Genomic DNA, 26,540 nt, shown 5'->3' on the forward strand with positions numbered 1-26,540 from the left:
GCGGCGCTATCTGAAATCGCGGGACCTACCCGCCACAGGAACAGGTAGCGCCTCAAGTTTGTCCGCCACCAAAGCCGACGCCCCACCCGGCGCGCGCTCGACAACCCCACGCACCACAAGCGCCGCCTCAGTCAAACCAACTTTGCGAAACCTCTTCCAAAGCCCCGGCGCGCAAACCACATTCGCATACCCCGTCTCGTCCTCCAATGACAAGAAAATCGTCCCTTTAGCCGTGTGCGGACGCTGCCGGTGCGTCACCAATCCTCCAACGCGAATGCGCCGGCCCGCTTCCACACTTGCAACCTTGCCGCACGGTAGCACGCCAGCAGAATCGAGTTTCCGCCGGACGAACTCCATCGGATTCCCGTCCACGCTCACACCACTAGCCTGATAGTCCGCAACCACTGCCTCCACCGGCGTAAGAGGCTGCAAATCCGGTATATTCCCCCACTCCAGCGGCAACGTAGGCTGGTGAGCTTGCTGCCCCACAAACGGTGCCACCCACATGGCCTGCCTGCGCGAATCCGCAATCCTCCCAAGCGCGCCAGCCTTAGCGAGCCTCTCCACTTCCTTCGAACTGAGCGTAGCCCGCCTCGCTAAATCCTCCACCGACGCGAACTCACCCTGCTCGCGGGCACGAATAATCCGGCCAATACTCGCGTCTGAAAGACCATGAATAGTTGCAAAGCCCATGCGGACACGTTTGCCTGACTGCGGAGTCACCGGGGGGATCCGCTGAGTCTGATTTGCGCCCATAAACCGCTCCACACTGGTATCACGCAACGAATAATTAACGTCTGCACGCTCTACCAACACACCATGCCTACGCGCATCTTCCACCAGTGAGGAAACCGAATAGAATCCCATTGGTTGTGAAGAAATGATTGCCGCGTAGAACTCCTCGGGAAAATGCACCTTCATCCACGCCGATGCGTACACAATATAAGCGAACGAAAACGAGTGAGATTCGGGGAAACCAAATTCTGCGAAGCCGCGGAATGAGTCAAAAATTTGATCCGCAACTGTACCGGTAATCCCATTCTTCGCAAACCCCGCATACAGGGCCGGACGCAGGCGCGCCATCTTCTCAGCGCTGCGCTTAGACCCCATCGCTTTACGTAACTGATCGGCCTCGTGTGGTTTAAAACCGGCGGCATCCATCGCTATTTGCATGAGTTGTTCTTGAAAAATTGGGATCCCAAGCGTTTTTTCCAATGCCGGTCGGAGTAGCGGATGCCAGTAAGAAACGGGTTCGAGGCCGCGCCTGCGCCGCAGATACGGATTGACTGCCTGCCCCTGGATTGGCCCGGGGCGAACCAGAGAAACCTCAATCACAATGTCGTAAAAACAACGTGGTTGCATTCGCGGGAGCGTGCTCATTTGAGCACGCGATTCAACTTGGAATACACCAACCGTATCTGCAGCGCACAGCAGGTCGTACACGAGCGGATCCTCGTTTGGCAGGTTGTACAGGTTAAAAGGTTTACCGTCAGCGCCCACGTGACCTTCATCGCGAAGCGCAGCGAACATTTTTCTAAGTGCCGTGAGCATACCCAAACCGAGGAGATCAAACTTCACGAGCCCAGCTTCAGCGCAGTCATCCTTATCCCACTGGAGAACGGTACGCCCCTCTTTGCTGGCCCACGCCACCGGGCAGATTCTTGAAACCGGTTCGCGAGTTAGCACCATCCCTCCGGGGTGAATCCCCATATGCCGAGGTAGCTTTGACATTTGCGTTGCAATGCCCGCCACCTTCGGATCCGGCTTAGCTCCTTCTAGCTTCTTCACCCAAACCGCCGCCACTTCCCCCGGATACCCAAACGCTTTTGCCGCATCTCGAAGCGCCGAGCGCGGCTTATAGGAGATCACATTCGCCACCTGGGACGCATACCGACGACCGTAGCGTTCATAAATATGTTGAATCACCACCTCACGCCTACCTGCCTCGATATCGATATCGATATCGGGAGGTCCACTACGCCCCTCGGATAAGAATCGCTCGAACAGCATCTTGTGTTTAACCGCGTCTACAGCCGTAACACCGAGCGCAAAACACACGGCCGAATTCGCTGCCGACCCGCGTCCTTGGCACAAGATATTCTCGGCAACGCAAAAATCTACGATCTCTTTAACTATCAAGAAATAGCCTGAAAACCCCAGCTTTGCGATTAAAGATAATTCGGAATCAATCTTCTGCCATGCTTGCGGGTTGCGCGCCCTACTGCCGTATCTTTCTTGCGCTCCCGCATACGTGAGGTGACGTAGCCAGCTGTCATCATCAAACCCGACGGGAAGATTTGCACGCGGTAAATGCGGTGCGACGAGCCGCAAATCAAAAGCGAGTTCTTGCGCTAACTCGGCTGCATTCTCTACCGCCTGCGGATAGTACCTGTGTATTCGAAGCATGTCGCTGGCTGAACGCAGGATTGGCGGAAAAGCCTCCAGGTAGGGCTGTGCCTGTTCTAACGTGGCTCCCAGGCGTATCGCACGTAGCGCGTGAGCAAGCTTCAAAGAACTAACGTCCGCTACGCGCGCCCCAGTTGTTGCCACCAGTTGTAGTCCCGCAAGTTCAGCAATACGCGCCAGGTCGTGAGCTTCGCGTTCTTCTTCATCCGGAGTTGAAAGAGCCGACTCTATAACCACGTTCCCAAACAGGTCACGAAACCTACCGGTCAGCTTAACCGCTTGATCTATACCATGCCTGCGCAAAGTTTGACGGATCGGCCCGCGCGCAGTTCCGGTAAGAATCGTCCAGTTTCCCGCCGAAAATCTTGCGAGCTCTTCAAGGGGTAAAACCATGTTTGCGCGCCCTGTTTTAGACAGTTGGAATGCCGATAGGGCGTCACAAAGCTCGTGGTAGCCGTCTACATTATTGGCAAGGATTGGCAGATGATAACCATCCGCAACCCTGATTTCTGTTCCTTGTACGCTCGCGATCCCGTTTTCTCTGGCAGCAACGCTTGTTTGTACCGCCGAGAACATGCCGTCATAATCAAGGATTCCAATGGCATCCAAACCCAGCTGCGCTGCACGCTGAACCATTACTTCGGGCAGGTTAGCCCCGTGAAGGAAAGAAAATGCGCTGTGCGCGTGAAGTTCTGCGTAGGTTACCACCCACCAATCATATCGAACAAGTGTTCGATATTCGCGTTCGGCCGCGCCTTTACAGGTCGGAAGACAGCCGCCCCTTTGACTCTTCTAAATAACAGTTTCCACACAGTGACTCATAGGTTACTGACACCCCGTCAATCGCCACCTGATCTCCATCGAAAACGAACCGATCGTCCACTTTACGACCGTTAAATACTGCTTTTTTACCGCACCGACAAATCGTTTTAAGCTCTTCAACCGAGTGCGCGATCTCCAATAAGCGCCGCGCCCCAGGGAACGCAATGGTTTGAAAATCAGTTCGAATACCGTACGCAAGTACCGGAACATTATCTAGCACCGCAATGCGGAACATGTCGTCAACCTGTTTTGGCGTAAAAAACTGGGCTTCATCTACGAGTAGCGCAGACACGGGCTTGGCCGCTAGATTCTGCACCAGAGCATTAGGGTCAACTCCCGAAGCTACATCTAAGAAAACGGCGCGCAGGTTCTCATCTTTGCCAACCAGCATGTCCACTTCGCGAGTAACCCCCAGGCGAGAAACAATCTGCGCATCTCCTTTGGTGTCAATCGACGGTTTTGCGAGCACCACTCTTTGCCCGCGTTCTTCGTAGTTGTAGGCGGCCTGTAGCAACGCCGTTGATTTACCGGAGTTCATTGCCCCATACCTGAAGTAAAGTTTGGCCACAGCACGCACCTTTCTAATGCCTCTACTGAACTAATACCACAATGCGGCGAGCATCCACTCACCCGAAAACCATTTAATAAGCACCTGCGGTAACCCTTGAGGCAATGCCACAAGCCACGCTCTGGGCGCAGCCGTTTCATCCTCCGCGTCCCACCACCTGCCAAGGATAGGCCATGGGCCGCGCACGTCAGAGAGGCTGACCTCCTCTGCTGCACACAACCCCACATTCAGCTCCGCCACTTCCACAGCGTTCACAACCATGCTTCGTGGAGTAGCGTTCAGCGTGCCGTCTGGCCGCAAGCTAACCATGCTTCCGCCCTCATCAAAAAGACTCACAGACAGAGGATTTTCCAGCACTGTCGCCGGAGATTCTTCCTGCAAACCCCCAACCCACGCGTTTTGAAACGAGGCGTGATCCTGCCATTTGCGAGGCACGCTCCAGCCCTCCCATGCGGCTATTTCCGGGGCGGCGCCCCACTCGGCTTGCACTGCCCTACTCAGCGGATCAAACCCCGGCCGCACTCGCGGTTGCAAAACCCCGTCTAAACCGACTAGCGCTTGAAGTCTAAAAGCCACCGTACTGGCGCGCACGTCCTCTTCGCTACGATCTGACCACAATCGTTTTGCAAGATGATCTATTGGAACCAGATTGCGGGCGGTTAGAACAATTTTCTCCACCCCAAAACGCTCTTGCGAATACTCACCCTCCAAAGAAACTCCAGATCTGGCTATCTCGTCAACCCAAGACTGGACTTGCCAACGCGTTCTATCAACCAAATCACGCGGCGCGGGAAAATCGATTATCGCCCACCGCCGTAGCCTCTCAGCCCTTCCCGTGGCCCCAAAAATAGTTGCGGTTATATCGATTTCATTTGTAGCCACTTGCTTTGCAATCAGTTTTTCCACAAGACTTCTGGACTGCTCCAGCAAATATCCCAAAGCCACCCCCAAATCTGGCACCGGGGCTGGAAACACGACAGTTTGCTCGATGAATTCATCTGCCGTACGCTCAACTTTACAAATCGGACCAGCCTGCCAGATCAGCTTATGCAAGCTCTGACCCACCTCACCAAAACGAGCCAGCACATGCCCCGCACCAAGAGTTTGCAGATCACCAACCGTCCTCACCCCTAAGGCGGCAAGAGAATCCAACACTTGATCCAGATCGCTTTCCTTTTGAGACATAAGCGGTTTTAAGTGCCTTAGCGACAAATCGTTCACGCGAGACTCGCTGGGATCTATAACGCCATGCAGTGCCCCCACCCAGGCTTGCAACAATCCTTCACCTATCCCCACGTAGCACTCACTCCCCGTCTGCGCTGCGACCACATCGATCACGCGCTCACACAGCGCCTCTTCACCGCCAAAAGTGCGTGCCGCAGAAGCAGGAACCCATGCTATTCCGGGTTTTATCATGCAAACGGTTGCTGACACTTCATCCAAAGAGTCAAGAACAACATTGAACGCCCGCAGCGAACGACCCGGATCGTTTGGCATGACTAGAAGCCCATCACACAAGTGCTCTGCAAGAGCCCTCCGCATTCCCACCGCCACGCCCACCGCCCGAGCCTCACGAGTCACGTGAGTTATCCGCCCGGCGGCAGACACCAAAGCAGCCGGGGCCCCAGGAGGGCAATCAATTGCTAGCGCACTCGTTTCCCAATCTGGAAAAAACACCACTGCCAAACGCGTCACACTGCCCTCCCAATCAAATCGAAAGAGCTATCAACCCCGCCGTTTTGCGACCGCGCATACCAAGGTTTAGAAACAGAAAGCCAGGGCACAGTCGTTAGAACAGAAGATCTCCTTAACCTTGCCCGCCCCGCAAGAGCTCTTTGGTTTTGCGGTGACAACGAAAGCGGGCCCGCCACTACCAGATCAACCCCATCGATAAGAGCAGCTAAAACCTTAAGAGGCCGCCCCTTCACCTCGGGAATAAAAATAACTTTTTCAAGCGCAATCCCCTTCTCTGCGGCCGCGCGCCAACCGATGTTTTTAACGCCTACAAAGCCTATCCACTGCCCGTCTTTGTGAAGGCTTAACGTAGCCGCAAACAGTGCCTCATTCCCACTGTCTACATGCCACACACTGCCCGCGCGAAGAGGCGCTGGCAAAACACCTACCGCAGTTTCCGCCCGCACAAGACTCAAACGCGCTTTCGCTAAGCGTTGTTTCCGATCTCGCTCAAGTATTTGCGCCTCCACCACTTGCTCGCTTCCTCCCCCAAGAGTTTCGAACATCTGTTCGATAGTGTATTGCAGGAGTGGGACAAGAAAAGTGGAGATGTTTAATTTTGGTTTTAACCAACCGTGAAAACGCCGGTAAACTCCGCCCTATCGCACTAAAGCTAGTGTAGAGATAAATTGAAAGTGACCTTGGCAACAGTAGATTAGGAGCTCCAAATGGATCTTAATTCACGCCCGGTAGCACCCCATCCCGACGAAGCCCTACCAGAACTTCCGACTTTTACGCTCAAGTCCAACACCGTGGGCGCCAAGCAGGCTATGCCCGCCGCTCAAACCGCGCCCGGCGGTTCCATCTCGCCTCATCTTTCTTGGAGCGGTTTTCCCGAACAAACTCAGTCTTTCTTCATCTATTGTTTTGACCCCGACGCACCTACGCCCGCAGGCTATTGGCATTGGGGAATCGTTGATATTCCCGCTGAAATTACTGAGCTGGAGGAGGGCGCTGGCGCTTCTGATCTGCATTTGGAAGGGGCGGCTTTCCACCTGCTAAATGACGCGGGTCAAGCCAGCTACTATGGGGCGAACCCGCCGAAGGGAGATCGGGAACACCGGTACGTTTTCACCGTCTATGCCCTCGATACCCCTACCTTGGGATTGGACGAGGAAACCACTATCACCACGGCCTCGTTCAACGCTCTATTCCATGCGCTTGCCAAAGCGTCATTAACTTTGACCTTCAAGCAGTAAACCGCTCTGGTTTTCGTATCGTGGGGCACGCGCCTAAAATGAGGGCGTGCTCCACGTAGTCTTTTTCGAACCCAGAATCCCCGGAAATTCGGGCGCCGCAATCCGCCTGTCCGCATGTACCGGATCCATGCTCCACCTAGTTGATCCCCTGTTCGACATGGATGACACGAAGTTGAAGCGCGCCGGCCTCGACTATCACGATCTGGCTCACGTTCGCGTGTATGAAACTATTGATGAAGCACTTGCACAGGTGCCCGGTTCGATTTATGCGTTTACGGGGCACGCCACTACCCATTACAGCAACGTTCACTACCGCGATGGGGATGGTCTACTATTTGGCCCCGAACCCACGGGCCTGCCCGAACAGGTTATGGATCACCCGCGTGTAACTGAGCGTGTGCGCATTCAGATGACGCCTGGAACTAGGTCACTAAACCTTGCAAACTCGGCTGCTATCGGACTGTACGAGGCTTGGCGTCAGCTCGGTTTTCCCGGCGGTATATAGGCCGTGTTTTGCCCCGGCGGATAGAGACGGCTTTCCGGGGCTACCAAATAAATACCGTCTACTTGCGGTCGAAACTCTCGGCGATCTCCACGATCCGGCGCGGGTTTGTGAACCAGATCCACACCAGTCCAATCACAGGTAAGATCAACGGCGCGTAGTAGTAGCCGGCACCAAAATTTGCCCAGACGTTTCGAATCGCACCAATATCAGCAACACCAAGACCCATGATGCCGGTGGAGAGAACGCCGGCAAGTTCAACTAGCAGAGCGGTCCATCCGATGATGCGCATACGCCTACCGTTGTGAGTGATCGATATTGCGATCAAAATGTAGCCGAGCGCCGCAATGAGCGAGAGCACTCGCGGGCCGATAGGCTGATTGGAGAAGGTAACGAAATCAACGAAAGCTGTGTACGTAAAATAGACGGCACACACCCAAAATACCGCCATAACAACGCGCCCGCCCCCGTAGGAAGCACCCCGGTTATCAGTTGCCGGCCGGGGCTCAGCTCCCGCCGCCCGCATATGATTACGCATCGAAACACCTCACCTTTCGCATTTATTTTAGCGAAAACGAAGTTCTTGCGTCGATTTACCTTGCAGATACGATAGGGGCATGACAGATATCGAATTCATTTGCGAAAGCGTAGCAGACATTGAAACAGACCTCCTGGTTACCTATTACTTTGAAAACGGGCCAAGCATCGAGGTTCCCGGCCTCAATGAGGCCGCCAAGGCGGTAGACGCGAAATCTTGTACCGGCGCTCGCACAGTGCTTCCGGGCACTGGAACTAAAGCCCGAAAGATCGCCCTCGTGGGAGCCAAGGCTGACGAGTTGCATTCGCGTCGCAACTCCGACTTTTCTAACGGCATCGAGCTTGAAGGCACCGGGATTCACCGGCACCTCGCCGCAATCGGTACGCGCGGCTTAGAAGCAAAGAATGTGGTGCTTGCTGGAAAGTATGAAAACGAGGACGATGTTATCCAGGCCGGCATTGGCGCCCTGCTTGGTTGCTACACCATTCAAAAGTACGGAGATGAAAAGGTAACTCCTCTTGACCAGCTCACGATCTGCGTACCCCAAGGTCTGAACACGCACACCATGGCGAAGCGCATCAAGGTTCTAGCTTCTTCCATGATGATGATCATGGACCTGGTGAACCGCTCGCCCAATGACCTCTACCCCGCCAAGTTCGCTACCTACGCGCAACAAGCTATCGCGGGCCTGCCCATCGAAGCGGAGATTTGGGACGAAAACAAGCTTGCAGAAGAAGGGTGTGGAGGCATCCTCGCTGTTGGCCTGGGTTCTGATCGCGGTTCCCGACTGGTCAAACTCAGCTACGCACCTCAAAATGCCAGCAAGAAGATCTCCCTGATCGGCAAGGGCATCACATTCGACTCCGGCGGTATTTCCATCAAACCTGCCAAGGGCATGGAAGCTATGAAGTCAGACATGACCGGTGCCGCCACCGTGCTTGCAACCACCGTTGCCGCGGCGGTACTAGGCCTGAACGTGAAGATCGACACCTACCTGGCGCTGGCAGAAAATATGCCTGGCGGCCGCGCCCAGCGTCCCTCCGATGTCATCACTATGCGCGGGGGAAAGACCGTTGAAGTGATCAACACCGACGCTGAAGGCCGCCTGGTCATGGGAGATGCCCTCGCGCTTGCGGCTGAAACTGACACGGACGCAATCGTTGATGTTGCTACCCTCACCGGCGCGCAAATCGTCGGTCTAGGGGAACGCACCGCCGGCGTTATGGGCACTGCCAATATGCGTGATGCGATCGTAGCCAGCGCCGCGCAGGTGGGCGAAGCCATGTGGAGCGCCCCGCTACCCTCCTACCTGCTCGACTCGCTGAAGTCTGACGTAGCTGACATTGCGAACTCGGGTACGCGAGCAGGCGGAATGATGGTTGCGGGCGTGTTCCTGCAAGAGTTCGTAGCTGACAAGCCTTGGGCCCACATCGATATTGCCGGCCCCTCCTACAACGATGGCAGCCCGTGGGGCGCCAACAACAAGGGCGCAACCGGCATGAGCATGCTCACGCTCGTGAACTGGGCGGAATCACTCGCCTAAGACAGCGACCCCTAAATCCTGCCTCGCCCAATCGAGATTAACTTCCTTTTAATCTCGATTGGGCGGGGTTTTTACGTGTCTATACCTGGCATGATTCTTGTTGCAAACGGCACAAAACCGGGGCCGAAAAATCGTTCACAAAACAGGTAATCGTAGACGATCAGTGCGACAATGAGCGGTAAGTAATGACCCACGGTCAAAACTCGCATAAGGGGAGAATCACGTGAGTGAAGAAATGTACGATGTAGTCATTCTCGGTGCCGGTTCTGGCGGCTACGCAGCCGCCCTGCGCGCTAGCCAGCTTGGGCTCAAAGTGGCCTTGATCGAAGGTGACAAGCTTGGCGGCACCTGCCTGCACCGCGGCTGTATTCCAACAAAGGCATACCTGCACGCTGCAGAAGTTGCCGACACCGTCAAGGACTCTGCCTACTTCGGGGTAAATTCCAACTTTGACGGAATCGACATGAACCGCGTTGCACAGTACCGTGACCAGACGATTAACCAGCTCCACAAGGGCCTGCAGGGTCTTATCAAGATGCGCAAAGTTGATTACGTGCAGGGCTGGGGCAAGCTCACGGGGAAGAACACCGTCACCGTAGACGGTAAAGAATATCGCGGGAAGAACATCGTGCTTGCTTCCGGCTCCTACTCTAAGACCATCCCCGGCCTCGAAATCGAAGGCAACGTGATTACCTCCGAGCAGGCGCTGCAGATGACCTGGGTTCCCTCGAAGGCAATCGTGCTTGGCGGCGGCGTGATCGGCGTTGAGTTCGCATCCGTGTGGGCATCATTCGGCGCTGAAGTGACCATCATTGAGGGCCTGGATCGCCTCGTTCCTGCTGAGGATGAGGCCATCTCCAAGAACCTGGAGCGCCAGTTCCGCAAGCGTGGCATTGACTTCAAGACCAAGACCATGTTCGAATCCGTCACTCAGGATGAGTCCGGCGTTCACGTAAAGACGAATGACGGTAACACCTACGACGGTGACATTCTGCTGGTAGCAATCGGGCGCGGCCCGGCTACCGCAAATCTCGGTTACGAGGAGCAGGGTGTCAACATGGAGCGCGGATTTGTGCTCACAGATGAGCGTCTGCGCACCAACGTTGAGGGTATCTACGCGGTTGGTGACATCGTCCCCGGCCTACAGCTGGCACACCGCGGCTTCCTGCAGGGCATGTTCGTCGCCGAAGAGATCGCTGGCTTGAACCCCGAACCAATCGTCGAATCCGGCATTCCTCGCGTAACTTTCTGCGAGCCCGAAATCGCCTCCGTTGGCCTCACTGAAAAGCAGGCTAAGGACCAGTACGGCGGCGACAAGATTGCCACGCAAGAGTTCAACCTTGCTGGCAACGGCAAATCTCAGATCCTCAACACTGCTGGTCTAGTAAAGCTCGTGGCCCTCAAAGACGGCCCCATCGTTGGCTTCCACGCCATTGGCGCCCGCATGGGCGAGCAGATTGGCGAAGGCCAGTTGATTGTAAACTGGGAAGCGTACGCTGAGGACGTGGCCAGCATCATCCATGCGCACCCAACTCAGAACGAGTCCATTGGAGAGGCGGCTCTGGCCCTCGCTGGCAAGCCGTTGCACTCAGCCTAAGACCCACTACTTAAGGAGATACGTAAAGTGGCACAAGAAATTAAGATGCCAGCTCTCGGTGAGTCCGTCACCGAAGGCACTGTAACCGAATGGCTTAAGCAGGTGGGTGACACCGTTGAGGTAGACGAGCCCATCGTCGAAGTTTCTACCGACAAGGTTGACTCTGAGGTTCCCTCCCCCTACGCAGGCAAGATCGTCAAGATTTTGGTTGAAGAGGACGAGACTGTTGAAGTTGGCTCCGTCATCGCCCTAATTGGTGACGAGGGCGAAGCGGAAGCTCCCGCACAAGAGCCAGCTCCAGCCGAAGAAGCACCGGCTGAAGAGGCCCCGGTAGCTGAGCCGGCACCGGCCGCACCAGCTGCGCAGGAGTCCCCGGCCCCGTCGCAGGATGGCGAACTTATCGAGGTTAAGATGCCTGCCCTTGGCGAATCAGTAACCGAAGGCACCGTTTCTGCGTGGCTAAAGGCAGTTGGCGACAAGGTTGAGGCCGACGAACCCCTACTGGAGGTATCGACTGACAAGGTTGATTCCGAGGTTCCCTCCCCCGTCTCTGGTTTCCTCGCCGAGATCAAGGTGGACGAGGACGAGACGGTGGACGTTGATACCGTTGTTGCGGTCATCTCCACCGGTTCACCCGTTGCCGATGATGCTGTTGCCCAGCCCGAACCCGAGGCTGAGCCCGCACCGGCACCAGCTCCTACGCCGGCACCGGCACCAGCTCCTACGCCAGAACCAGCTCCAGCTCCTACGCCGGCACCAGCTCCAGCTCCTACGCCAGAACCTGCGCCTAATGCGCAGCCGGAACCGGCTGGCACAAAGAAACCGGAGCCGGCCAAGCCCGCACAGACTGACATTTCCGCCTCCGGCAAGTACGTCACCCCGATCGTGCGTAAGCTTGCGAAGGAGCTCGGCGTTGACCTCGCTAACGTAACAGGCCAAGGCATTGGCGGCCGGATCCGCAAGGAAGACGTCCTTGCCGCGAAGGAAGAGGCTGACAAGCGCGCCGCTACAACCGCCGCTCCAGCGTCGAGCGCTACACCTGCCGCACCGAAGAGCACGGTAATCGAAGACACCACGCTGCGCGGCACCACGCAAAAGATGACTCGCATGCGTCAGGTAATTGCCGACCGCATGATGAGTTCACTGCAGGGCTCGGCTCAGCTAACCACGGTTGTTGAGGCCGATGTGACCCGCATTGCTGCGCTACGCAAGCGTGCAAAGGCGTCGTTTGAAGCTCGCGAAGGCACCTCACTGTCCTTCCTGCCGTTCTTCATCAAGGCCACCACGGAAGCGCTCAAGATGTACCCGAAGCTCAATGCCGAGATTAAGGGCAAGGAAGTTGAATACTTCAACTACGAGCACATCGGTATGGCAGTTGACACCGAGCGCGGTCTCATGGTTCCAGTTATCAAGGATGCTGGCGACCTAACGCTCTCGGGCATCGCCCGCGCGATCAACGATCTAGCTGCCCGTTCACGTGATGGTCAGGTCAAGCCAGAAGAACTTTCTGGTGCTACGTTCACCGTCACGAACACCGGTGCGATTGGCGCCCTGTTCGACACGCCGGTTCTAAACGCGCCGCAGGTTGGTATTCTTGGCGTTGGCCGCATTGTCAAACGTCCGATGGTAATCAAGGATGCGGACGGCAATGAAACCATTGGTATTCGCTCCATGGTTTACCTTGCTCTCACCTACGATCACCGCCTCATCGATGGCGCTGACGCAGGTCGCTTCCTCACTGCGATTAAGAACCGCCTCGAAGAAGCAGAGTTCGAGGCCGAGCTTGGTCTCTAGCCGTAACTAACTACGGGGTAGTCCGATTATCATCGGGCTGCCCCGTTTTCATTTTGGTTTTTCGCGTTAGCAAAGGCGAACACGAATCGCGAGCGGCTTACTGCCTGGCGAACTCGGCTAGAGGTGTTCGGGATCCACCGCAGTCACATCGCTAACGCGCCAAGGCGGGCCAGTGAAAGTAAGCTTCAACCGGCTTGCCGGCTGCGCTTCCACCACCTCGCAAACATCCCCCTGACACCGTTCGTGTTCGTTTTGGGTAAAGGTTACGAGGACTTCTAACGGAGAGCATTCCACGACCTTCACACCTGTTACCGAAGTTACTAGGTTCCGGATTTCTATTCCCGACTGCTCAATACTTTCAATCAGCTCAATATCTTTTTCAAAAACTTTGCTGTCGGTATCGACTACTGTCTCCAGCAACGCTCTATCAGATGTCGCTATCGCCCGATTTCGTTTTGTAGTTAGATCCGAGACGACTGCCTGCGCCTCGCCCGATGAGGGGCATTTGATTGCCGATGTCTCCGCTTCGTCAACAGAGGAGGCCATGGGCGCAAGAGAGGTTGGGTGAATCCACCAATATCCAAGCGTGGCCATGCCGACAACAACGAGCGTTGCAGCAATCGCAATCCGAACGCGCCCTTTTCTTCGCGCTCGCACGTGACGACCTGCTGGGCGATCCTGCCAAACTGTTTGTGCCGTAGAGGTCTCCAAACGAAGCAGATCGCCCGCATTCAGCATGGAAACGTCTGCCTCCATTGGTATCGCGGCGCTACCCACATTTCCCGTAAACTCTTCTGACTCTAAAACTTGAGCTATTGAGATCCGCGTAGCGGGGTTTGGATCCAATGCTCGCTCCACAACACCGTCGGTAAATCCGAGTTCGCGAGCTAAAACTCCCCACGCCCACACATCGGCCGCTCGCGGGTCCCCGGTCTGTCCATCCAGCTTCTCCGGAGCAGCAAACCCCGGCGTGAAGCCCGTGCCGAGCACGTGGTCAACTAAAATCGCCCCGGCACTTCCTACGATCACGTTGGTACTGGACACGTCACCGTGTGCCAGCCCCGCCTCGTGCAAATCCTTCAATCCCAAAGCGATGTCACGCAACAGTGCACGCACCCGATTCTGTGTATTTGTTCCCGGAAGATGCGTCCATTGGTTGAGCGGCAGGCCCTCCACGAATGAAGTGACGATCCCAACTCGCGCACCATCGGGCACAACCTCAATCACTCGCGATACAAACGGGCTGTCGAACTGCGAAAGAGTCTGTAGGCGATCAGAAAGAGCGTGGGCCTCATCAACCGAAATGAAACGAATCAAGCAACCATCACCAGTTTTTGTGGTTGCCTGCCAAATCGTGCCCGAGGAAGACACGGTAAACGGCTGAATGATTTCGTAGCCCTTCATGCTCATGAGATAACTCAACCACATTGCGGCAATCCCCTCACCCGCATCAGCGCGCCTGTGGATTACTTGCGGTAAACTTGGAAAGCTCACGCGCAAGCGTGACGCCCATCTGCTTTTTACTCAATGGGGACCCCACTGTTTTAGTGAGTGCCAGTTTGGCCGGTTGGATGAGCAAAAACCCGGGTGGGTAAGCAACACCGGAATCAAGAAAAATGCATTCATCCCCTTTCCGAGCACTCGGACACTACCGTGTGCTCCCCCAGCTAACGGGCTGGAAAGCACTCGTTATTGCTTTTGCAGCCAGAGCCCCCTACGCCATGCTTCCCCTGGGCGTTATGACCGCAGTCACTGCTAGCACAGGATCCGTAGCGCAAGGCGGCGCAGCCACTGCAACCACGGCAATTTCAACTGCAATCGCAGGACCACTGATTGGCAAATGGGCAGATCGAAAAGGGCAATTTTTACCACTACGCCTCCTCACCCCGATTAACGCGCTAGCGTTACTGCTCCTATTTTTGGCGGTACAGTCCGCAACGGTTGGACTTGCGCTGTATCTTGCCTGCATGGCCGTGGGCTTCACCTCCCTCCCCATCGGATCGTTTACCCGCTCCCGGTGGATCCACCAGACGAACACACCACAAGAACTCAATGCCGCCCTCTCATATGAATCCATGGCAGACGAGCTCGTATTCGTCCTTGGCCCCGCCCTCGTTGGCATTGCGGCCACCACTGCGTTCGCATCCGCACCCCTATTCCTCGCATTCATACTGGTTGCCACAGCCGGCATTGCCTTCGCGCTTCTCACACCAAAAACGGGGCCGGCGACGCCAAGCACAACTAAACAGGGACCTGGCGTTGGGAAGGTTCTCCTTGCCGTCACACCCGCTATTATCGCCATGACCGGCATTGGCATTCTGTTTGGCACCACTCAAGCCGCAACCACAGTGAGGTCGGAACTCTTGGGGCATCAGGGCATCGCCGGCCTCGTATATGCAGCTATGGGCGTCGGATCAGCCGTCATGGCCATCTTGACCGTCGCCATCCCAGAACGGATCAATCTGCCCACTCGTCTGCTTATCGGCGGTCTTGGCATCGCCACGGCGATGAGCCTGGTTGCGCTCGTAAACGGCCTTGTATTCACGGCGATTCTGCTAACGATTGCGGGATTCTTTGTGGGTCCCGCGATGGTAACCGCGTTCACCCTGGCTGAATCACTCGCGCCGCGAGGCGGTATCGCAATCGCGATGACTTCCATGCAGTCGTCGGTGGTTATTGGCGTTTCCATTGGATCGAGCATGGGCGGCGTCATCGCCCAAAATTTCAGCGACAAGCCGACATTCTTAGCGTCGGCTGGCGCGGGGATGCTCGTTGCATTGGTAGGCTTTATTCTGAACATTCGTCAGCTGTCCAAAAGGAGGTAAACTGGGGCCATCATGGCTGAAAAAGAAAAAGAATCCCGCGCGCCTGTTGCGGAGAATAAACCGAAGAAGCGCCGGTGGTACCACAACCTTCACGACGCTTACAAGATCACCAAGCGGACGTTCCCGTGGGTAGGCTGGCTCATACTTGGCGCCACCATTGGTGTAACTGGCCTGTTCGTGGCCTTTGGCATCTGGGTGAAGATGAATATCTACATCCTCATCTTCTTGGCCGCTACCCTCGTCGCATTTATTCCTATGGTGATCATTGCGGCGCTGGTGAAAAAGGCTATGTACCGGCAGGTATCGGGTACGGTTGGTTCCGTTTATGCGGTGCTCTCCCAGGTCCGCAGAGGTTGGATAGTTACGCAAGAGCCTATCGCCGCAAACCGCAACCAGGACATCGTTTGGCGCCTTATTGGCAGACCCGGCGTTGTCCTCATCACCGAGGGGCCAAACGCGCGGGTTCGTGATCTGGTTGAACGCGAGCGCAAACTCTCTCAAAGGGTTGTAACCAACGTCCCGGTGCACGTCATCCACGTTGGCGAAGGCGAGAATCAGGTGAAGCTGGAGAAGCTCGAGGCTGAATTGCGTAAACTTCCCAAGTCGCTACACCGGAAGGAAGTTCCCGAAGTTGCGAATCGCATCCAGGCGGTCTCCTCTATCGCCAAGCAGGGCGGTGGCATGCCCCACGGCGTTGACCCAACGAAGGTAAAGATGTCAAGACGCGCCCTACGCGGAAAGTAAACCTCTCTCTAACCGTATATTTCTAATCTGCCGCCGAGTTTCTCGGCGGCAGATTTTTTCGCGACGCGTATCACAACTCACATCTCAATAAACATTCACCAGTTTGCATATTCATTCACTAATGACGATACTTATACACGTTATAAGTTTTCCCTCTAGGAGTTTCGCCATGAAAACACAGAAGATACTCAGCATGGTTGCGGTTGCAACCCTCGCCACTCTTTCCCTCGCCGCCTGCTCTGACCCAGACCAGCCCAGCGACGACGCGACCGCGCCGTCCGATTCGGTGGCCAAGTTCTACGACATTGACTCGATTGAAACCCAGGCAGACATTGCTGCCCTCGTACCTGAAGAAATCAAGTCGCGTGGCGAGCTACGAAATGGCGCCTCGACCGACTACGCGCCCGCTGAGTTCCGCGACACCGACGGTCAAACTCCCATCGGTTACGATATTGAACTTGTCAAGGCGCTAGCCAAAGTAATGGGTCTATCGGAAGGAACCACTACCCACGCGGAGTTCGCAACCATTATTCCGGCACTCGGAACCAAGTTTGATATTGGAGCCTCGTCCTTCACAATCACGCCAGAGCGAATCGAACAGGTCAATATGGTCTCGTACGTCGAGGTGGGATCCTCCTACGCCGTCAAGGCTGGCAATCCTTCTGGATTTGACCCAAGCAACCCGTGTGGCAAGACCATTGGTGTTCAAACCGGCACCTACCAGCAAACCTTCGTAACTGAGCTGTCCGCCGAGTGCGAGGCAAAGGGTGAACCCGCGATTAAAGTCATGCCTCACGACCTCAATACCGATAACGTGACGAAGCTCATTGGCGGCCAATACGATGCGGTGCTGTCAGATTCGACTATCACCGGTTGGGCAATCAAGTCGACTAACGGCCAGCTTGATCAGGTGGGCGAAGTTATCGAATCCGAACCGCAGGGCATTGTCATCAACAAGGACGACGCTGCCCTTACCGAGGCCGTCCAGAAGGCGCTGCAGTACCTCATGGATAAGGGCATTCTTGAGGACATCTTGAACCTCTACGGAGCGGGCGACGCGGCCCTTTCTCAGGCCGAGGTAGACCCGGGTAAGTAATCCATGGATAACGTAAATCTCATCCACCCCCGGCCGGTCCCCCGGCCGGGGCGCTGGCTGTCCGCAGCTGTAGTAGCCGTCCTCGCCGCAATGGCGATCAACTCGCTGGTCACAAACCCTAATTTCCAGTGGCCCGTAGTTTGGCAATGGCTCTTTTCTAACACCATCATGACGGGCGTGTTCTACACGCTCATCCTCACCATTATTTCCATGACGGTTGGCACGGTGCTCGCGATCACCATGGCCATCATGCGCCAGTCGCCAAATCCAATTCTGCGTTACGTAGCGTGGTTCTACATCTGGTTCTTCCGGGGCACCCCCATATACACGCAACTTATATTTTGGTCACTCTTACCCACCCTCTACCCGCGGTTGTCACTGGGCATTCCTTTTGGCCCCGAGTTCGTCTCTTTCGAAACTGCCACGGTGTTCACCGCGTTTTGGATGGCCATCGTGGGTCTTTCCTTGAACGAGGGTGCCTACCTGGCAGAAATCATTCGTTCAGGCCTTAACGCCGTAGACAAAGGACAGTGGGAAGCCGCCACTGCACTTGGCATGAAACGCGGTCAAATTCTGCGCCGCATCATCTTGCCGCAAACCATGCGCGTAATCATTCCGCCTATTGGCAATGAGACTATATCTATGCTTAAGACTACTTCCCTGGTGGCAGCTATCCCGTTCACGCTCGAGCTCACCTGGGCAGCTCGCGACAAGGGCATCCAACTGTTTGCCCCGGTTCCGCTACTCGTGGCAGCCGCCATCTGGTACCTGTTTATCACCTCCGTTCTCATGATCGGACAGATGTATCTGGAGCGTTATTTCGGGAGGGGATTTGACGAGCAAGCCAATAAGAACGCCAAGCGCAAGCCGTCCAAGCAAGATCTCATCAGCAGTGCCAATACCACGCAGAACAACCCATTTATGGACGTGACACCATGACAGCAATGATTGAGATCAAAGATGTACACAAGTTCCTTGGCGACCTCCATGTGCTCAAAGGTGTCGATATGAACGTGGAGAAAGGTGAAGTGTGCGTGCTCCTGGGCCCCTCGGGATCCGGCAAATCAACGCTTCTTCGCTGCATCAATGGGTTGGAGAAGATCTCTGCTGGTCGCGTCTACCTCGAAGGCGAACTCATGGGAATGCGTGAGGTGGAGCGTCGCGGCAAGATCGAGCTTCACGAGCTTCGTGACAAGCAAATCACCGCGCAACGCTCGCGCATCGGCATGGTGTTTCAGCGCTTCAACCTCTTTCCCCACATGACCGCCCTTGAAAACGTCATGGAAGGGCCCGTGCAGGTTCAACGCGTGCCAAAAGAGCAGGCAAGGTCTGAGGCGGTCAAACTACTCGAGCGCGTCGGCCTTGCGGATCGGACTGACCACTACCCCGCTGAACTCTCTGGTGGGCAGCAGCAGCGCGTGGCCATCGCTCGCGCGCTAGCCATGAAACCTGAACTCATGCTGTTCGACGAGCCTACTTCTGCCCTCGACCCAGAACTTGTGGGCGAAGTCTTAGAAGTGATGAAGGATCTCGCTAAAGACGGCATGACGATGGTAGTTGTCACCCACGAGATCGGGTTCGCTAAGGAGGTGGCAGACCATCTCGTATTCATGGATGACGGCAAAATCGTTGAAGACGGCGATGCTCGATCCATCATAGAAAACCCGCAGCATCCGCGCGCCCAGGAATTCTTTGGGAAGGTACTGTAAACCCTCAGTTTTATCAATAGAAAACCCGGTGGCATGCTGAAATTCTCGCCACCGGGTTTTTCGTTAATCAGCTGGGTCGAAGCCCCGATTCCTTCGGAACTACCGGGCCACCCGTCAACTCGTAGGAGTCCAAAGGTCTATCAGACCAGGTTACCCCCTGCCACAAAGAGCGATCCTGCAACCAATCCTGCGCCTCGCCCTTCCACTCCAGCACGGTAGTTGCCGCGTTTTCCATCGGATAGCGAGCCACCAGCTCCCGATTGTAGTCACCCGAGAGCGTCGCAGAGATCACGCGAATAATCGCCCCATGGGCCACCAACACCACCGTCGCATCAGGCCCAAACTCCTCGTTGGCAGCGCCTAAAGCTTCGGCAATGACCGCACCAAAACGCGCCCGCGTCTGCCAGCCGTCCTCACCTCCGGGCATCTGCCAATCCAGATCACCGTCTATCCACGCGAGCACTGCCTCCAAATAAGTGCGAATATCTTCGCTCTTCGTGGACATCTCGATGTCCCCCGCGATCACCTCCCGAATTCCTTCACGCACCAGCGGCTCCAGCCCATACTTTTGCGCGAGCGGAGCAGCAGTTTGCAAAGTGCGCTGTAGCGGCGAAACGTAGATCGCCGACGGTTTTGAGCCCACAAGTTGCTCAAAGTTATCCGCGAGCTCCTGCGCCTGCGCCGTGCCTGCCTCATCGAGGTCAGCTCCGGGCATCGCGGTATCTAAAGCGTGTGAGATATTGGACGAAGTCTGGCCGTGACGGACCAAAACGAGACGCAATTATCCTCCTTAAAGACTATTTTTCTTCGCCTGTGAAACCGGTAGAGATAGCACTCAAAGCAGCAGTCAGCTCGGTGGGAACAACCCACACCTTCGAGCCCTGCCCCTTCGACAGCTCCGGGAGCATCTCCAAATACTTGTAGGCAAGCAACTTCGGATCTGCGTCCCCCCGGTGGATAGCTTCAAACACCTGCTGGATAGCGCGTGATTCGCCCTCCGCCTCAAGGACTCGGGCCTGCGCGAAACCTTCAGCGCGAAGGATCTCGGACTGTTTCTCACCCTCAGCTTGCAAAATCTGCGACTGGCGCACGCCCTCTGCGGTCAAAATAGCGGCACGCTTGTCGCGCTCCGCGCGAAGCTGCTGTTCCATTGCCTGCTGAATCGACGGGGGCGGATCAATCGCCTTCAGCTCCACGCGATTGACGCGAATCCCCCACCTACCGGTTGCCTCATCCAAAACGCCACGCAAACGCGAGTTGATATCGTCGCGCGACGTGAGCGTCTGTTCAAGATCCAACGAGCCAATCACGTTACGCAAAGTTGTTACCGTGAGTTGCTCAATAGCGGAAATATAGTTCGCGATCTCATAGGTTGCGCTACGAGGATCGGTTACCTGGTAGTAAATAACCGAATCGATCGAAACTACCACGTTATCTGCAGTAATCACGGGTTGTGGAGGAAACGAGGTGACCTGTTCACGTAAGTCAACCTGCGAAGCAATACGATCAATAAACGGAACAATCAGGTGCAAACCGGCGTACATTTCCGTGTGAAAACGGCCGAGGCGCTCAACTACAAGTGCGCGCGACTGGGGAACAATGCGGATTGCCCGCACCACAATCACGACGACCAGCAGTAGCAAAACTATAGCTACATAGGGCATGGGTGCCTCCTAAAAATCAGGACTTTAACGCTACAACGGCAGTAGCACCATCGATTTGGGTGACGATGACACTAGCGCCAATGGGAATCTCCCCGCCGCTCGTGCGCGCCGACCAGACTTCCCCGTCCAAGCGGATCCTGCCATCATGTTGATTCACAGGTTCTACCACCGTTGCGGTTTGTCCCACCAGAGCACGAACATTGGTTTGAATATTTGGAGTATGACGCTCCATGAACGACTTCGCCCACGGTCGCACCAACAAAAGCAGAAGGACAGCTACCACACTAAAGGCAACCAGCTGACCTACCAGACCAAAACCGGCATATGCAAATAGGCCCGCAGCAACTGCCGCGAACGCCAAATTAATGAAAATTAAATCGACAGTTAGGACCTCGACCACGCCAAGACCAAGCGCGATAACAAGCCACCAAGCAAGGGTCATGTGCAATCCTTAACTCTCTAGTAGTCTGCCCTGGCACTCCACCGGCCATCAGTCGAAGATACCTTGAGGGGCAACCCGAATGCTGACGATACGACGTCGTCAACCAGAATCTGCGCAATCGGACCGGCTGCAACAATAGAGCCTGCGTTCATTAGCGCCGCGTGCGTGAAGCATCGGGGAATCTCCTCGACGTGGTGAGTCACTAAGATCATGGCCGGAGCGTTCTTGTCTTTACCGATCTCCTCCAACGCCATAACTAGCAGCTCGCGAGCCCCAAGATCTAATCCCGCCGTTGGTTCGTCAAGAATCAACACCTCCGGATCCGCCATCAAGGCTCGGCATATCAGTACGCGCTGGCGTTCGCCCTCTGAAAGAGTACGAAATGTCCGCTGGGCAAGGTAGCCCACTCCCATGATGTGAAGCAAATCTGAAGCGCGGCGCAGATCCTGCTCCTCATATTCTTCTCGACCACGGACAATCTTGCCGTAAAGCGCGGATAGAAGAAGATCCATGACGGAAAGCTTGGTGCCCACCAAATGTTCTTCCCCGGAGCTTGCCATTCCCACGATAGTGCGAAGATCCTTCAAATCCACGCGGCCAAGCTGATAGTCAAGAACCTTAGCGATATGCTGCGAGTCCGCCGAAATGGAGGGGAACACTCTGCCAGTAAGTAGATTTACAAGCGTCGTCTTTCCCGCCCCGTTGGGGCCCAGGATCACCCAGTTTTCACCGGCATTAACCGTCCACGAAACATCCTTCAAAATCGGATTATTGTTGCGACGGACTTCGACATTACGCAAATCTACAACGTGTTCCATGAAATAAAGTTTACCTTGCAACTGTTCTGGGCGCGGTATGAGAATGCCCGGACTGACACGGCTATCAGTCCGGGCGAACAACGTAGAAATTAGCCCTGCAAAATCTTCTGGTAGAGCTCAACAGTGCGCTCACCGATAGTAGTCCAAGCGAACTGTTCCTCTGCCCGGCGTCTCCCGGCCTGCCCCATTTTTGCAGCCAGTTCCGGGTTCTCCAGTAGCTTTGTGAGTCTTAGCGCCAAATCGGCGTGGAACTGCTTCGGGTTAAGCGGCGTGCCCGTACCGTCCTGTTTTTGCTCGATCGGCACGAGATAGCCGGTCTCCCCATCGACAATCACATCTGGAATGCCACCGGTAGCAGTGCCAACCACCGGGAGGTTCACCGCCATAGCCTCCAGGTTCACAATGCCGAGTGGCTCATATATCGAGGGGGTTACGAAAACTGTTGCGGCATCGAGAATGGCTACAAGTTCGGCGCGCGGAAGCATGTCAGTAATGAAGAATACTCGGTCACGCTCAGCCCGAAGCTCCTCCACCAGACCAGTGACCTCGTTCATAATCTCGGGCGTGTCAGGCGCTCCCGCGCACAGCACAATCTGCGCGTCCTTCGGAATATCACGGAGCGCACGAAGCAGGTGGGGAAGCCCCTTCTGTCTCGTAATTCGACCGACGAACACCACCGTGGGGATAGACGGATCAATTCCGAGTCGGTCAAGCGCTGCACGCGCAGCCGCCTTCTCTTCATCCGTCTTTGGCTTTGCCCACTCGTCTAAGTCGATGCCGTTATGGATCACGTGTACTCGGTCCGGATCAATGTTTGGATAGGAGCGCAAAATATCTGCCCGCATGCCATTGGACACAGCCACGATGCCATCGGCGGCCTCGTACGCGGTCTTTTCCGCCCATGACGACAGGCTGTATCCGCCGCCCAGTTGCTCCGCCTTCCACGGACGAAGTGGTTCGAGAGAGTGCGCCGAAATTACGTGTGGGACATCGTGCAGGAGCTTGCCGAGGTGTCCGCCTAGATTCGCGTACCACGTATGCGAATGCACCAGATCCGTGCCCTCAATGCCACTGGCCATCAAAAGATCAACGCCAAACGTTCGAAGCGCGCTGTTCGCCCCCTCTAGCTCGGGAAGGTAGCTGTAGCCGGTAACGCCGTCTTCACCGCCGGGCGCACCGGGGGTACGCGGACCATCAAACGTGTGCACCCGAAGATCCACCATGGGTCTTAACACTCGAGCTAGCTCATTCACGTGCACACCAGCGCCACCATAAATATTTGGTGGATACTCACGGGTAAGTAAATCAACGCGCATATTAACCATCCCCTAGATCTAACGAAACAAGTCAACAATGATCGCCAACTCCAGAATATCGAAGCGAATGTGCTGACGAGAGTGGTTCGTCACAGATACTCTTAAGACATGGCTAAACACGTACTTGCAATTGTTCTTGCTGGCGGCGCAGGCAGCAGGCTACGCCCCCTCACCGACGACCGCGCTAAGCCGGCCGTACCATTTGGTGGACACTTCCGCCTCATTGACTTCGCACTGTCGAATATCGTGAATTCTGGTTACTTACGGATCGTGGTTCTCACGCAGTACAAGTCTCACTCATTGGACCGTCACATCACCAAGACGTGGCGTATGTCCACCCTTCTTGGCAACTACGTGGCACCGGTTCCCGCTCAGCAGCGTCGTGGTGAGCACTGGTACCAGGGCTCGGCAGACGCCATCTATCAGTCGCTCAACACCATAGAAGATGAGCGCCCCGATTACGTGGTGATCGTTGGGGCGGACAACATTTACCGCATGGACTTTTCGCAGATGGTGGATCACCATATTGCCTCGGGCTTGCCATGCACCGTTGCAGGTATTCGCCAGCCGCTCGAGCTGTCCTCCTCTTTCGGTGTCATCAAGGCCGAAAATGGTCGCGTGTCCGAGTTCCTGGAAAAGCCTGAGACCACCGAGGGTCTGCCGGATGACCCGAACAGCTTCCTCGCCTCCATGGGTAACTACGTGTTCACCACCGAAGCACTTGAGAAGGCCCTGCGCGAGGACGCGCAGAACCCCGACTCGAACCATGATATGGGCGGTGACCTCGTCCCCTGGTTTGTTCAAAACGGTGGTTGCGGCGTTTACGACTTCATCGACAATGTGGTTCCCGGATCCACAGAGCGTGACGCGGACTACTGGCGTGACGTTGGTACTCTCGACGCGTTCTACGACGCGAACATGGACCTGATCTCAGTTCATCCGATTTTCAACCTGTACAACCTCGATTGGCCAACGCTGACGCAAATCCCGGGCCACCTTCCCCCGGCGAAATTCGTGTACTCCGAAACCAGCCGCCTCGGCCACGCCCTCGACTCGTTTATCTCCCCCGGCGTGATCATCTCGGGCGGCGAGGTAGTTCACTCGATTCTCTCCCCCGGCGTGTACGTCCACTCTTGGGCGAGGATCCTTGACTCTGTGGTTATGGACGGGTGTCGTATTGGTCGCAACGCTATCGTTTCAAAAGCCATCTTGGATAAGAACGTGATCGTTGAAGACGGCGCTGAAGTGGGCGTTGACCTGGACTACGATCGCGAGCGAGGCCTGACGGTTACAGAGTCTGGCATCACCGTGGTGCCGAAGGGTTATGTGATCAAGAAGAGAGCGTAAGCGTAAAAGTGGTGGAGAGTAGCTCGCTCTCCACCACTTTTGTGTCTTTACATGTCAGCTGCATGCGAAGTTAAGGCCGCGCCTGCGCGAATTTAACTACTAGGTAAGTCTGGTCAGTTTTTGCGCTGATCCCATTTTTGTTGCTGGCGTGTCATGAAATCTGACTTTGATTTCACGGACTTCCCCTGCGAGGTTCCACCTTGCTCCGTAGGAACGGCGATCATGAGCACACCCACAAGCATGAGTGCAAAACCTGCAACACCCAGCAAGACAGCAAGCCAAGTAGGACCAACTGAGATGCCCACCAGGGGAAGGATCAAACCCACCACGGCTATGACAATGCCCGTAGCAACGCGACGCGGAGAATACGATTTGTGTTCTCGAATAGCCTTGGGCGCAGGCTGCGAAGACATGGTCGATGCAAGATCTGGATCCTGGATGCGAAGTTCGCGTTCCATCTGTTCAAGAATCTGACGCTCTTGGTCTGAAAGTGCCATTTTTCACCTCCGTGTCATCGCTGTAAACGATCAACTCTGATTGTCTAGTCCAATACTAAAGTGTGCCCGCAGCATTTACTAACTGAAGTTGGTTACAACGCGGTTTAGGGAGCACTTCCAGCGCTATTCGCATCCTTTTCGCGAGGGCGTTTTGCAATCAAGGTGGCGGGACGCAACGCATCGATTCCGAACTTCTCTTTAACCGCATCCATGGTTCGCTCAGCAGATCTCGCCCTGCCATCGTCGTCTAGTGTGACCGCGACTCCCTGTGTACGTTCCTGCAGGTTCTCGGTGCGCACACCGATGAGGCGAACCCCATCACTTGGCACCCCGTAAGCGCGAAACAGGTTGTGCGCTGCCTTCGCAATCTCCATGCCCACATCGGTTGGACTCGTTAAAGTTTGAGACCGTGAAACCGTGTGGAAATCAGCCGCGCGCACTTTGATAGCTACTGTCCACGCAACCATTTTTGCCGCCCGCAGGCGCCTGGCATTGTCATGAGATTGTTCCAGGAGTACCTGCTCCAAAATATTCGGATCGAAAATGTCTTCGCCAAACGTCGTTTCTGTACCAATCGACTTTTCTAGCCGCTGCACTTTCACTTTGCGCGGGTCGATTCCCCACGCGAGGTCATGCAAACGCCGCGAAGACGCTACGCCAAGTAGTTTATCCAAACGAGTCAGTGAGTAATGTGCCAAGTCGGCCACCGTTTCTATACCGTTTACAGAAAGGACTTGCTGCGTGCGCCCTCCCACACCCCACAGGGCGCCAACAGGAAGCTCTTGCAAAAAATCAACCGTTCGCTCCTGCGGAATAAGTAGGACGCCATCCGGCTTGGCGTGGCTGGAAGCGATCTTTGCCACCGATTTAACACTAGAAATACCGATAGAGGCCACCAAGCCAACCTCACCGCGCACGCGCTCACGGATAAGTTGCGCAATTTTAGTTGGACTACCTAAACGTCGGATGGAACCCGAGACATCCAAGAACGCCTCATCAATACTAATCTGCTCCACAGCCGGCGTGACTGAGCGCAGGATCTCCATCACCCGAGACGAATACTGCGAATACACCTCCCTGCGGCCTGGCACCACAACTGCACCCGGAGCTCTGCGGCGTGCCTGCGACATCGGCATCCCCGCGTGCACTCCGAGGGCGCGCACATCATACGTTGCAGAAGTCACCACGCCGCGGTTACCTCGCCCTCCTACAATCAGCGGCTTGCCACGCAAACTGGGATCTTCTAAAACCTCCACGAGCGCGAAAAAGGAATCCATATCGACGTGCAAGATATTGCAACCCGTATCGTCACTACCCCAGTCCCGCTTCGCAGCGGCGGAACGTGGCGCCTTCGACATGGCCCTCCCTCAAAATGTTGT

The 26,540-nt window shown here is 55.6% G+C and carries 24 protein-coding genes; 11 read left to right on the plus strand and 13 right to left on the minus strand.

Annotated features, from left to right (window positions below):
• Positions 1–6 precede the first annotated feature (6 nt).
• Genes HMPREF9238_RS01480 through imuA' form a run of 4 tightly spaced genes read right to left on the minus strand, consistent with a single transcriptional unit; the run spans position 7 to position 6,036 of the window.
• The gene (locus HMPREF9238_RS01480; RefSeq protein WP_016443665.1) at positions 7–3,114 is read right to left on the minus strand and encodes an error-prone DNA polymerase; all 3,108 of its coding nucleotides are present in this window, start codon (positions 3,112–3,114) and stop codon (positions 7–9) included.
• A 49-nt stretch (positions 3,115–3,163) separates the two neighbouring features.
• Entirely contained in the window at positions 3,164–3,796 is a 633-nt protein-coding gene (locus HMPREF9238_RS01485; protein WP_040316600.1) for a thymidine kinase, read from the minus strand.
• A gap of 30 nt (positions 3,797–3,826) precedes the next feature.
• Entirely contained in the window at positions 3,827–5,491 is a 1,665-nt protein-coding gene (locus tag HMPREF9238_RS01490) for a Y-family DNA polymerase (protein WP_016443667.1), read from the minus strand.
• On the minus strand, positions 5,488–6,036 hold the full coding sequence (gene imuA' / locus HMPREF9238_RS09015) for a DnaE2-dependent mutagenesis accessory factor ImuA' (RefSeq protein ID WP_156824360.1): 549 nt from the start codon (positions 6,034–6,036) through the stop codon (positions 5,488–5,490). The genes HMPREF9238_RS01490 and imuA' overlap by 4 nt, the downstream gene beginning before the upstream one ends.
• A gap of 162 nt (positions 6,037–6,198) precedes the next feature.
• Here imuA' and HMPREF9238_RS01500 point away from each other — a divergent pair, with 162 nt between their 5' ends.
• Positions 6,199–6,729, plus strand: a complete 531-nt coding sequence (locus HMPREF9238_RS01500) for a YbhB/YbcL family Raf kinase inhibitor-like protein (RefSeq protein ID WP_016443669.1) — start codon at positions 6,199–6,201, stop codon at positions 6,727–6,729.
• A 46-nt stretch (positions 6,730–6,775) separates the two neighbouring features.
• Positions 6,776–7,234, plus strand: coding sequence for a tRNA (cytidine(34)-2'-O)-methyltransferase (locus HMPREF9238_RS01505; RefSeq protein WP_016443670.1), 459 nt, complete (start codon positions 6,776–6,778; stop codon positions 7,232–7,234).
• Positions 7,235–7,292: 58 nt separating this feature from the next.
• Here HMPREF9238_RS01505 and HMPREF9238_RS01510 read toward each other — a convergent pair whose 3' ends face one another.
• On the minus strand, positions 7,293–7,769 hold the full coding sequence (locus HMPREF9238_RS01510; protein WP_016443671.1) for a hypothetical protein: 477 nt from the start codon (positions 7,767–7,769) through the stop codon (positions 7,293–7,295).
• Positions 7,770–7,848: 79 nt separating this feature from the next.
• Here HMPREF9238_RS01510 and HMPREF9238_RS01515 point away from each other — a divergent pair, with 79 nt between their 5' ends.
• The 3 genes from HMPREF9238_RS01515 (at position 7,849) to sucB (ending at position 12,703) form a co-directional block, all read left to right on the plus strand.
• On the plus strand, positions 7,849–9,312 hold the full coding sequence (locus HMPREF9238_RS01515; RefSeq protein ID WP_016443672.1) for a leucyl aminopeptidase: 1,464 nt from the start codon (positions 7,849–7,851) through the stop codon (positions 9,310–9,312).
• Positions 9,313–9,535: 223 nt separating this feature from the next.
• Positions 9,536–10,909 (plus strand): dihydrolipoyl dehydrogenase, encoded by a 1,374-nt coding sequence (gene lpdA, locus HMPREF9238_RS01520; protein WP_198009452.1) that lies wholly within the window; start codon positions 9,536–9,538, stop codon positions 10,907–10,909.
• A 27-nt stretch (positions 10,910–10,936) separates the two neighbouring features.
• Positions 10,937–12,703, plus strand: a complete 1,767-nt coding sequence (gene sucB, locus HMPREF9238_RS01525) for a 2-oxoglutarate dehydrogenase, E2 component, dihydrolipoamide succinyltransferase (RefSeq protein WP_016443674.1) — start codon at positions 10,937–10,939, stop codon at positions 12,701–12,703.
• A gap of 117 nt (positions 12,704–12,820) precedes the next feature.
• Here sucB and HMPREF9238_RS01530 read toward each other — a convergent pair whose 3' ends face one another.
• On the minus strand, positions 12,821–14,107 hold the full coding sequence (locus HMPREF9238_RS01530) for a protein kinase family protein (protein WP_040316429.1): 1,287 nt from the start codon (positions 14,105–14,107) through the stop codon (positions 12,821–12,823).
• Positions 14,108–14,319: 212 nt separating this feature from the next.
• On the opposite strand from HMPREF9238_RS01530, the gene HMPREF9238_RS01535 reads away from it, so the two are divergent.
• The 5 genes from HMPREF9238_RS01535 (at position 14,320) to HMPREF9238_RS01555 (ending at position 19,077) form a co-directional block, all read left to right on the plus strand.
• Positions 14,320–15,528 carry an MFS transporter gene (locus HMPREF9238_RS01535; protein ID WP_016443676.1) on the plus strand — a complete coding sequence of 403 codons (1,209 nt, stop codon included), beginning with the start codon at positions 14,320–14,322 and terminating at the stop codon, positions 15,526–15,528.
• 12 nt (positions 15,529–15,540) lie between these two features.
• The gene (locus HMPREF9238_RS01540) at positions 15,541–16,272 is read left to right on the plus strand and encodes a DUF4191 domain-containing protein (RefSeq protein WP_016443677.1); all 732 of its coding nucleotides are present in this window, start codon (positions 15,541–15,543) and stop codon (positions 16,270–16,272) included.
• Between the two features lie 169 nt (positions 16,273–16,441).
• Positions 16,442–17,368: an ABC transporter substrate-binding protein gene (locus HMPREF9238_RS01545; protein WP_016443678.1), complete on the plus strand. Its 927-nt coding sequence runs from the start codon at positions 16,442–16,444 to the stop codon at positions 17,366–17,368.
• Positions 17,369–17,371: 3 nt separating this feature from the next.
• Complete coding sequence (locus tag HMPREF9238_RS01550) at positions 17,372–18,307, plus strand: amino acid ABC transporter permease (protein ID WP_016443679.1); 936 nt, start codon at positions 17,372–17,374, stop codon at positions 18,305–18,307.
• Entirely contained in the window at positions 18,304–19,077 is a 774-nt protein-coding gene (locus HMPREF9238_RS01555) for an amino acid ABC transporter ATP-binding protein (RefSeq protein ID WP_016443680.1), read from the plus strand. Before HMPREF9238_RS01550 ends, HMPREF9238_RS01555 begins: the two co-directional genes overlap by 4 nt.
• Before the next feature lie 67 nt (positions 19,078–19,144).
• Here HMPREF9238_RS01555 and HMPREF9238_RS01560 read toward each other — a convergent pair whose 3' ends face one another.
• The 5 genes from HMPREF9238_RS01560 to glgA all read right to left on the minus strand — a co-directional run bounded on the left by HMPREF9238_RS01560 (position 19,145) and on the right by glgA (position 23,317).
• On the minus strand, positions 19,145–19,858 hold the full coding sequence (locus tag HMPREF9238_RS01560) for a histidine phosphatase family protein (protein WP_016443681.1): 714 nt from the start codon (positions 19,856–19,858) through the stop codon (positions 19,145–19,147).
• A gap of 16 nt (positions 19,859–19,874) precedes the next feature.
• Positions 19,875–20,741, minus strand: coding sequence for an SPFH domain-containing protein (locus HMPREF9238_RS01565; RefSeq protein WP_016443682.1), 867 nt, complete (start codon positions 20,739–20,741; stop codon positions 19,875–19,877).
• A 16-nt stretch (positions 20,742–20,757) separates the two neighbouring features.
• Entirely contained in the window at positions 20,758–21,183 is a 426-nt protein-coding gene (locus tag HMPREF9238_RS01570; protein ID WP_016443683.1) for an NfeD family protein, read from the minus strand.
• Positions 21,184–21,200: 17 nt separating this feature from the next.
• Positions 21,201–22,001, minus strand: a complete 801-nt coding sequence (locus tag HMPREF9238_RS01575) for an ABC transporter ATP-binding protein (RefSeq protein WP_016443684.1) — start codon at positions 21,999–22,001, stop codon at positions 21,201–21,203.
• Between the two features lie 89 nt (positions 22,002–22,090).
• Positions 22,091–23,317 carry a glycogen synthase gene (gene glgA / locus HMPREF9238_RS01580; protein ID WP_016443685.1) on the minus strand — a complete coding sequence of 409 codons (1,227 nt, stop codon included), beginning with the start codon at positions 23,315–23,317 and terminating at the stop codon, positions 22,091–22,093.
• A gap of 108 nt (positions 23,318–23,425) precedes the next feature.
• On the opposite strand from glgA, the gene glgC reads away from it, so the two are divergent.
• Positions 23,426–24,664, plus strand: a complete 1,239-nt coding sequence (glgC, locus tag HMPREF9238_RS01585) for a glucose-1-phosphate adenylyltransferase (RefSeq protein ID WP_016443686.1) — start codon at positions 23,426–23,428, stop codon at positions 24,662–24,664.
• A gap of 113 nt (positions 24,665–24,777) precedes the next feature.
• Here the strand turns inward: glgC and HMPREF9238_RS01590 are convergent, their stop codons facing one another.
• Complete coding sequence (locus tag HMPREF9238_RS01590; RefSeq protein WP_016443687.1) at positions 24,778–25,161, minus strand: DUF3040 domain-containing protein; 384 nt, start codon at positions 25,159–25,161, stop codon at positions 24,778–24,780.
• Between the two features lie 104 nt (positions 25,162–25,265).
• Positions 25,266–26,519 (minus strand): DNA polymerase IV, encoded by a 1,254-nt coding sequence (gene dinB / locus HMPREF9238_RS01595; protein ID WP_016443688.1) that lies wholly within the window; start codon positions 26,517–26,519, stop codon positions 25,266–25,268.
• Positions 26,520–26,540: the final 21 nt, after the last annotated feature.

This window comes from Gleimia europaea ACS-120-V-Col10b (assembly GCF_000411155.1).
Lineage (GTDB): Bacteria > Actinomycetota > Actinomycetes > Actinomycetales > Actinomycetaceae > Gleimia > Gleimia europaea_B.

Bases quoted from the DNA above. Each gene is read 5' to 3' on its own strand.
- HMPREF9238_RS01570 (WP_016443683.1), bottom strand. From the start codon at position 21,183: ATGACCCTTGCTTGGTGGCTTGTTATCGCGCTTGGTCTTGGCGTGGTC.
- HMPREF9238_RS01535 (WP_016443676.1), top strand. From the start codon at position 14,320: ATGCATTCATCCCCTTTCCGAGCACTCGGACACTACCGTGTGCTCCCC.
- HMPREF9238_RS01530 (WP_040316429.1), bottom strand. From the start codon at position 14,107: ATGAAGGGCTACGAAATCATTCAGCCGTTTACCGTGTCTTCCTCGGGC.
- HMPREF9238_RS01500 (WP_016443669.1), top strand. From the start codon at position 6,199: ATGGATCTTAATTCACGCCCGGTAGCACCCCATCCCGACGAAGCCCTA.
- HMPREF9238_RS01510 (WP_016443671.1), bottom strand. From the start codon at position 7,769: ATGCGTAATCATATGCGGGCGGCGGGAGCTGAGCCCCGGCCGGCAACT.
- HMPREF9238_RS01545 (WP_016443678.1), top strand. From the start codon at position 16,442: ATGAAAACACAGAAGATACTCAGCATGGTTGCGGTTGCAACCCTCGCC.
- dinB (WP_016443688.1), bottom strand. From the start codon at position 26,519: ATGTCGAAGGCGCCACGTTCCGCCGCTGCGAAGCGGGACTGGGGTAGT.
- HMPREF9238_RS01540 (WP_016443677.1), top strand. From the start codon at position 15,541: ATGGCTGAAAAAGAAAAAGAATCCCGCGCGCCTGTTGCGGAGAATAAA.
- imuA' (WP_156824360.1), bottom strand. From the start codon at position 6,036: ATGTTCGAAACTCTTGGGGGAGGAAGCGAGCAAGTGGTGGAGGCGCAA.
- glgA (WP_016443685.1), bottom strand. From the start codon at position 23,317: ATGCGCGTTGATTTACTTACCCGTGAGTATCCACCAAATATTTATGGT.
- HMPREF9238_RS01515 (WP_016443672.1), top strand. From the start codon at position 7,849: ATGACAGATATCGAATTCATTTGCGAAAGCGTAGCAGACATTGAAACA.
- HMPREF9238_RS01550 (WP_016443679.1), top strand. From the start codon at position 17,372: ATGGATAACGTAAATCTCATCCACCCCCGGCCGGTCCCCCGGCCGGGG.
- HMPREF9238_RS01555 (WP_016443680.1), top strand. From the start codon at position 18,304: ATGACAGCAATGATTGAGATCAAAGATGTACACAAGTTCCTTGGCGAC.
- glgC (WP_016443686.1), top strand. From the start codon at position 23,426: ATGGCTAAACACGTACTTGCAATTGTTCTTGCTGGCGGCGCAGGCAGC.
- HMPREF9238_RS01590 (WP_016443687.1), bottom strand. From the start codon at position 25,161: ATGGCACTTTCAGACCAAGAGCGTCAGATTCTTGAACAGATGGAACGC.
- HMPREF9238_RS01575 (WP_016443684.1), bottom strand. From the start codon at position 22,001: ATGGAACACGTTGTAGATTTGCGTAATGTCGAAGTCCGTCGCAACAAT.
- HMPREF9238_RS01565 (WP_016443682.1), bottom strand. From the start codon at position 20,741: ATGCCCTATGTAGCTATAGTTTTGCTACTGCTGGTCGTCGTGATTGTG.